General features: G+C 66.7%; 6 protein-coding genes. All 6 read left to right on the top strand.

Annotated elements, in window-relative coordinates; translation table 11 throughout:
* Positions 1 to 39 precede the first annotated feature (39 nt).
* Complete coding sequence (locus tag DBV10_RS09050; RefSeq protein WP_124512746.1) at positions 40 to 2,442, top strand: 3-hydroxyacyl-CoA dehydrogenase/enoyl-CoA hydratase family protein; 2,403 nt, start codon at positions 40 to 42, stop codon at positions 2,440 to 2,442.
* Positions 2,443 to 2,465: 23 nt separating this feature from the next.
* Positions 2,466 to 2,975 carry a DUF4442 domain-containing protein gene (locus DBV10_RS09055; RefSeq protein ID WP_124512748.1) on the top strand — a complete coding sequence of 170 codons (510 nt, stop codon included), beginning with the start codon at positions 2,466 to 2,468 and terminating at the stop codon, positions 2,973 to 2,975.
* Between the two features lie 15 nt (positions 2,976 to 2,990).
* Positions 2,991 to 4,190, top strand: a complete 1,200-nt coding sequence (locus DBV10_RS09060; RefSeq protein ID WP_124512750.1) for an acetyl-CoA C-acyltransferase — start codon at positions 2,991 to 2,993, stop codon at positions 4,188 to 4,190.
* Between the two features lie 279 nt (positions 4,191 to 4,469).
* Complete coding sequence (locus DBV10_RS09065; protein WP_124512752.1) at positions 4,470 to 5,354, top strand: alpha/beta fold hydrolase; 885 nt, start codon at positions 4,470 to 4,472, stop codon at positions 5,352 to 5,354.
* Positions 5,355 to 5,384: 30 nt separating this feature from the next.
* A complete protein-coding gene (locus tag DBV10_RS09070) occupies positions 5,385 to 6,236 on the top strand; it encodes an acyl-CoA thioesterase II (protein WP_199740074.1) in 852 nt (283 codons plus the stop codon).
* A gap of 7 nt (positions 6,237 to 6,243) precedes the next feature.
* Positions 6,244 to 7,017, top strand: a complete 774-nt coding sequence (locus DBV10_RS09075; RefSeq protein WP_124512754.1) for an enoyl-CoA hydratase — start codon at positions 6,244 to 6,246, stop codon at positions 7,015 to 7,017.
* Positions 7,018 to 7,810: the final 793 nt, after the last annotated feature.

The raw sequence follows: 7,810 nt of genomic DNA on the forward strand, positions 1-7,810 counted from the left end.
GACAAGCTCAGCCCGAACGGATTGAACCTACCCAAACCCATGTCCCGATTCCAAGTGAAGAAAGTCGCCGTGCTCGGCGCAGGCGTGATGGGCGCGCAGATTGCCGCCCACCTCGTCAACGTGAAGGTGCCCGTGGTGCTGTTCGACCTGCCTGCCAAGGAAGGCCCGAAGAACGGCATCGTCACCAAGGCCGTCGAAGGCCTGAAAAAGCTCAAGCCCTCGCCCCTGGGCGTGGTTGAGGATGCGGCGCTGATCCAGCAGGCCAACTACGAAGAGCACATGCACCTGCTCAAGGAATGCGACCTCGTGATCGAGGCCATTGCCGAGCGCATGGACTGGAAGCTCGACCTCTACACCAAGATCGCGCCCCACGTGGCCAAGCACGCCATCCTGGCGTCCAACACCTCGGGCCTGTCGATCACCAAGCTCTCCGAAGTGCTGCCTGAGAGCATCAAGCCGCGTTTTTGCGGCATCCACTTCTTCAACCCCCCGCGCTACATGACGCTGGTGGAGCTGATCAACACCCCCACCACCCAGCCCGAAGTGCTGGACCAGCTCGAAGCCTTTGTGACCAGCGGCCTGGGCAAGGGCGTGGTGCGCGCGCACGACACGCCCAACTTCGTGGCCAACCGCGTGGGCATCGCCGGCATGCTGGCCACCATGAAGGAAGTCGAGAACTTCGGCCTCTCCTTCGACGTGGTGGACGACCTCACGGGCAAGAAGCTCGGCCGCGCATCGAGCGGCACCTTCCGCACCGCCGACGTGGTGGGCCTGGATACCATGGCCCACGTGATCAAGACGCTGCAGGACAACCTGAGCCTGGAGACCGACCCCTTCTACGAAAGCTTTGGCACGCCCGCCGTGCTCAAGAAGCTGCTGGAGCTGGGCAACCTGGGCCAGAAGACCAAGGCCGGCTTCTTCAAGAAGGTCGGCCGCGATGTGATGCGCTTTGAGCTCGAAAGCGAAGAGTACGTGCCCGCCGGCCAGAAGGCCGACGAGGTCTACGGCCGCATGCTCAAGAAGCCCGCTGCCGAGCGCCTGCGCCTGCTGCGCAACGCCGAAGGCGCGCCCGGCCAGTTCCTGTGGGCCATCCTGCGCAACAGCTTCCACTACGCCGCCGTGCACCTGGCCACCATTGCGGACAACGCACGCGACGTGGACCAGGCCATGCGCTGGGGCTTCGGCATGAAGCAGGGCCCCTTCGAGCTGTGGCAAGAAGCCGGCTGGCTCGACGTGGCGAAGATGATTCAAGAGGACATCGACGCTGGCAAGGCGCTGTGCAAGGCGCCGCTGCCCGAGTGGGTCTTCAAGGGCCCCGTGGCCGAAGCCGGCGGCGTGCACACCGCACAAGGTTCGTGGAGCGCCTCGCAAAACAAGTTTGTGCCCCGCCGCCAGCTGCCCGTGTACGAGCGCCAGCTCTTCCCCGAGCCGCTGCTGGGCGAGTCCAGCCTGCCCGACTGGCGCACGGCCGGCACCACGCTGTTCGAGTCGAAGGCGCTGCGTGCCTGGACGCTCGATGGCAAGGTCGTCATCGCCAGCATCAAGAACAAGATGCACGCCATCAGCCCCGAGGTGATGGAGTCGCTGATGGAAGCCTTGGAGCTGGCCGAGACCGAATACCAGGGCATGGTGATCTGGTCCGGTGACGCACCTTTCAGCGTGGGCGCCGACCTGGAAGCCACGATGCCGGCCTTTGTGGTGGGCGGTGCCGACGCTGTCGGGAGCATTGAGCAGGAGCTGCAGAACCTGATGATGCGCATCCGCTACGCCCAGGTGCCCGTGGTCGCGGCCATCCATGGCATGGCGCTGGGCGGTGGCTGCGAGCTGGCGGTGTATTCCGCCAAGCGCGTGGCCCACATGGAAAGCTACATCGGCCTGGTGGAAGTGGGCGTGGGCCTGGTGCCCGGCGCTGGCGGCCTGACCTACATCGCGCGCCGCGCGGCCGAGAACATGGCGGCCTCCACCAGCAAGGACATCCTGCCTTTCCTGACCGAAGGCTTCACCGCCGCCGCGATGGCCAAGGTGGGCACCAGCGCGATTGAGTCGCGCAAGCTCGGCTTCCTGCTGGAGTCCGACATCATCGTGCCTCACAAGGATGAGCTGCTGTTTGTGGCCATCAACGAAGCCCAATCCATGGCCGCCAGCGGCTGGCGTGCTCCGCACAAGCGCCTGTTCCCCGTGGCGGGCCGCAGCGGCCTGGCCACCATCAAGGCGCAGCTCGTGAACATGCGCGACGGCGGTTTCATCAGCGCCTATGACTTCAAGATCGGCGCGATGATCGCCGAGGTGGTCTGTGGCGGTGACGTGGATGCGGGCGCGCTGGTGAGCGAGGAATACCTGCTCACGCTGGAGCGCAAGGTGTTCTGCCACCTGATCGCCCAGCCCAAGACGCACGAGCGCATCCTGGGCATGCTGTCCACCGGCAAGCCGGTTCGCAACTGATCGATTGATCGACCGGTACCAACATGAGCGAACACGTCCCCAACAAACTGCAGCGCTCGCTGATGCGCCTGGACGAGGCACCCGCCTTCATGCGCGGCTTTGTGCAGAACATCATCCTGCGCCGGGCCGTGCCCTTTACCGGCACGGCCGGGGTGAAGTTCGTGTCGCTCACGCCCGAGCGCGTCGAAGTGCACCTGGCCAACGAGCACCGCGTGCAGAACCACATCGGTGGTGTGCATGCCTCGGCCATGAACCTGCTGGCCGAAACGGCCACGGGCATGGTGGTGGGCATGAACGTGCGCGACGACTGCATCCCGCTGGCCAAGGAGCTGTCCATGGCGTTCAAGAAGCGCGCCACGGGCGGCCTCAAGGCCGTGGCCACGCTCACGACCGCGCAGCGCGCCGCCATGCAGGCCAGCGACAAGGGCGAAGTGCAGGTGGCGGTCACCGTGACCGACGAAGCCGGCGTGCAGCCGGTCGAATGTGTATTTACGTGGGCCTGGGTTCCTTCCAGCCGCCCCGCCAAGAATTGAAGGAGTTTCAACACCATGGCTCAAAAACAAGTCCAGGACGCCTACATCGTTGCTGCCACGCGCACGCCCATCGGGCGCTCCGGTCGCGGCTATTTCAAGAACACCCGTCCCGACGACCTGCTGGTCGCCGCGATCCAGAGCGCCATGGCCCAGGTGCCCACGCTGGACCCCAAGGCGATTGAAGACGCGATCATCGGCTGCTCGTTCCCCGAGGGCGAGCAGGGCATGAACATGGCCCGCATTGCCGTGGGCCTGGCGTTCAACCACCCCGTGGGCGGCGTGACGGTGAACCGTTTCTGCGCATCGGGCATCACCGCGCTGCAGATGGCCGCCGACCGCATCCGCGTGGGCGAGGCCGACGTGCTGATCGCCGGCGGCGCCGAGTCCATGAGCCTGGTGCCCATGGGTGGCAACAAGCCATCGTTCAACGCCGAAATCTTTGCGAAGGATGAGAACGTGGGCATCGCCTACGGCATGGGCCTCACGGCCGAAAAGGTGGCCCAGCAATGGAAGATCAGCCGCGAGGCGCAGGACGCCTTTGCGCTCGAATCCCACCTGCGTGCCATCAAGGCGCAAAAGGCCGGTGAGTTCACCGACGAAATCACGCCCTTCGAGATCGTGGAGCGCTCGCCCAACCTCGCCACTGGCGAAGTGGTGGAGAAGCGCCGCACCGTGAGCCTGGACGAAGGCCCCCGCCCCGACACGTCCCTCGAAGGCCTGGCCAAGCTCAAGCCCGTGTTCGCCGCGCGCGGCAGCGTCACGGCGGGCAACAGCTCGCAGACCAGTGACGGCGCGGGTGCCCTCATCGTGGCCAGCGAAAAGGCCGTGAAGCAGTTTGGCCTCACGCCCCTGGCCCGCTTTGTGAGCTACGCCGCACGCGGCGTGCCGCCTGAAATCATGGGCATTGGCCCCATCGAGGCGATTCCTGCGGCCCTGCGTTATGCGGGCTTGAAGAGCGACGACATTGGCTGGTACGAGCTGAACGAGGCGTTTGCGGCCCAGTCGCTGGCGGTGGTCAATACGCTGGGGTTGAACCCTGCGAATGTGAACCCGATGGGGGGCGCGATTGCGCTGGGGCACCCGCTGGGCGCCACGGGCGCGATTCGGGCGGCCACGGTGGTGCATGCGCTGCGCCGGCACAAGCTGAAGTACGGCATGGTCACGATGTGTGTAGGAACCGGCCAAGGCGCCGCCGGCATCATCGAGGCGTTGTAACTGGCTACTGCGCGGGCCATCTGCGTCGTTGGGCGGTGCTCGGAATCCTCACGTACAGGAAGTACGTTCCGGTTCCTGTGCTCCGTCCGCCTAGCAGCTGATCCCGCTCGCTACGCCCTGGAGGGTTGGGTGTGAAGGCAGGGGAACCGGGACAGGAAGATTTTGGACGTTTTCATCCCGCCCGTTCGGGCTGAGCCTGTCGAAGCCAGGGTCCAGCCCTCAGCGATAGTTTCTTTTCTTCAAGCCGGCGCAGATCGGTTTCGAAACAAGGAGACAGACATGAACAAGCAAACCTTGCAGGTCAACGGCGCCGTGTCGCTGGCGCTGCGTGTTTATGAACCCGAGGGCGCGCCCCGCGCCAGCGTCGTGATTGGCGGCGCGATGGGGGTGCGGCAGTCGTTCTACAAGGCCTTTGCGCTGTGGATGGCACAGCAGGGGTTTCGGGTCACCACGTTCGACTACCGCGGCCATGGCGACTCGTTGCAGGGCGCCATGCGCGATGTGAAGGCCGATCTGTTCGATTGGGCGCAGGACTACGAGGCGGTGATTGCTGCGGCCAAGGCCGCGCTGCCGTCGCAGCCGCTGTACCTGCTGGGCCACAGCCTGGGCGCGCAGTTGCCGGGCCTGCTCAAGAAGCCCGAACAGGTGGCGGGCTTGCTCAGCGTGGCCGCAGGCAGCGGCTACTGGCGCGACAACGCGCCGCAGCTCAAGCGCATCGTTCCGTATTTCTGGTGGGTGCTGGTGCCGCTGGCCACGCGGCTGTGCGGCTACTTTCCAGGGCGCACGCTCAAGAAGGTGGGCGACCTGCCGGCGGGCGTGATCCTGCAGTGGCGGCGCTGGTGCCTGCACCCGGCCTACAGCGTGGGGGCCGAAGGGCCTGCGGTGGCGCAAAGCTATGGCGCGGTGCGCTTCCCTGTGCTGGCCTTGTCCATGGCCGACGACGAGCTCATGACGCTGCGCGGCACGCACAACCTCGTCAACCTGTACACCAACACCGAACGCCGGGTGGAGAGCATCACGCCGGCCGATGTGCAGGTGCGGCGCATCGGCCACTTCGGCTTCTTCCGCGACCAGTTCCGCCAGAGCCTGTGGCCGCGCGCGGCCGCAGCGCTGGCGGGCCTGGGCGGTGTGTTGCCCCATGAAGTCACCGGCACGACGGCCTGAGCCCCCATTTGGCGGCACACTTCCCGCACCATGACGACGACTTCATCCCCCCACTCCCACCCCCTGGACGAAGCGCTGCAGCTGGCGCCTTCGCCGTCCGCTGCCGCAGGCCAGTACGAAGGCCATACCCATGCGGGCTACTGGAACATGGTGGGTCCGTTTGGTGGCATCACGGCCGCCGCGCTGCTGCGGGCCCTGATGCAGCACCCCGACCGGCTCGGTGATCCGCTCTCGCTCACCGTGAACTATGCCGGTGCGCTGGCGGCCGGCCCCTTCGCCGTGCAGGCCGTGCCCGTGCGCACCAACCGCTCCACGCAGCACTGGACCCTGTCCATCCTGCAGGCCGATGCCGAGGGCGCGCAAGTGGTTACGACCACCGCCACGGCCGTCACGGCCGTGCGCCGCGAGACCTGGAGCGTGGGCGATGTGCCCATGCCCGTGGTGCCGCCGCCCACCGAGCACAAGGCCATCGTGGCGCCCCAGGGCGCCGTGGAGTGGCTCCGCCGCTACGAGATGCGCCCCATTGCCGGCTTTGTCCCGCGCACCTGGGATGGCAGCGGCGACCACAGCCTCACACAGCTGTGGATGCGCGACGCGCCCGAGCGCCCCCTGGACTTCTGCGCCCTGGCCGCACTGGCCGATGTGTTCTTCCCCCGCGTGTGGCTGCGCCGCGCGCGCCAGGTTCCGGCCGGCACGGTGTCCATCACCGTGTACTTCCACGCGGGCGCGGCGCAGCTGCAGGAGACCGGCACGGGCTACCTGCTGGGCCAGGCGCGCGGCCAGGAGTTTCGCAACGGTTTCTTCGACCAGACCGTGCAACTGTGGAACGAGGCTGGCACCATGCTGGCCACGAGCCACCAGATCGTTTACTACAAGGAATAACCGCACCATGAGCAGCTCCCCCGACATCCTCGTCCACACCGAAGCCGGCATCGCCACCATCACCTTCAACCGCGCGGACAAGAAGAACTCCATCACCAGCGCCATGTACGCCGCCATGGCCGACGCGCTGGAGGCCGCGCAGGCCGACGCCAATGTGCGTGTGGTGGTGTTCCAGGGCGACGTGGCCATCTTCAGCGCGGGCAACGACATCGGCGACTTTTTGCAGAAGCCGCCCGCCACGCAGGACTCGCCCGTGTTCCGTTTCCTGCGCGGCATCGCCACCTTCCCAAAGCCCGTGATCGCCGCCGTGTGCGGCCCGGCCGTGGGCATCGGCACGACCATGTTGTTCCATTGCGATCTGGTCTACGCGGGCGACAACGCCGCGTTCTCCATGCCGTTTGTCAACCTGGGCCTGTGCCCCGAGGCTGCTTCGAGCCTGCTGGTGCCGCAGATGCTGGGCTACCACCGCGCCGCCGAGGCCCTGCTGCTGGGCGAGCCGTTCATGGCCGAGGCTGCGTTGGAGGTGGGCCTGGTGAACCGGGTGGTGCCGCCGACCGAGTGCAATGGGGTGGCGCAGGCGCAGGCGAAGAAGTTGGCGGCCAAGCCGTTGTCGTCGCTCATTGAAACCAAGCGCTTGATGAAGGGTGGGCAGCAGGCGAAGGTGCTGGAGGTGATTGCCGAAGAGGGCGTGAGCTTTGGGCGCATGTTGCGCGAGCCGGCAGCGCGGGAAGCGTTCTCGGCGTTTATGGAAAAGAGAAAGCCTGACTTCAGCGCAGTCTGAAGGCAGTCGCCGCTTTGTCGGCGCGGGCTGTGTAGCAGACCCCAGGGTTTGTTCTGCGCCCTATCTACCCGTTCGGGTTGAGCCTGTCGAAGCCTTGGCACACACCCCAACCGTTCGGGCTGAGCCTGTCGAAGCCTTGGCGTGCTGGTTTGAAAGGCGTGCTGGGGTTGAGGGCGGGAGCCGGGTTGTCGCCCCGGCNNGTCTGCGACCCCTTCGCGGAGCGAAGGGGCAAACCTGCGGCGGGGCGGTTGCGGGGTGCGCCGTGGAACTCGCTTTGCTGCTGCGCAGCGCCGCTCGGACAGCCACGGCGAGTCAGAGCACGAAGCATGGGCGCTTCGACGCCCATGCCACCCCCCAACCGCCCCGCCGCAGGCGCAGCCAGCAGGGGGTGGGCAGCCGAACATCCAACAGCCGAACAGCCACACGGGCCTTTGCTGCGCTCGGCCCCATCTCGCGGGCGCAAGCGCCACGCGCTGCGCAGGCGCGGCCGAGCGAAGCAAAGGCCCGCGTGGATGTCCGTTGGGTTCCCTTCTGGATGCGCCTGGGGCGCGCAGGGCGCGGGGTGGCATGCGCGTCGGAGCGCGCATGCTTCGTGAACTGACTCACCGCAGTTGTCCGAGCGGAGCGCCGAAGGCGCGCAGCGAGTTCTGCGGTGCACCCCGTGGCCGAGCACCCCAGGTTGCCCCGCAGCGCAGCGAAGGGGTCGCAGACAGCAGGGTCGCCCTTTCTTTGGTGACTTTCTTTCGGCGAGACGAAAGAAAGTTACTGCGCCGCCGGGCGCACACCCCGGCCT

Source organism: Acidovorax sp. FJL06 (assembly GCF_003852545.1).
In the GTDB taxonomy this organism is placed as follows: Bacteria; Pseudomonadota; Gammaproteobacteria; order Burkholderiales; family Burkholderiaceae_C; genus Acidovorax.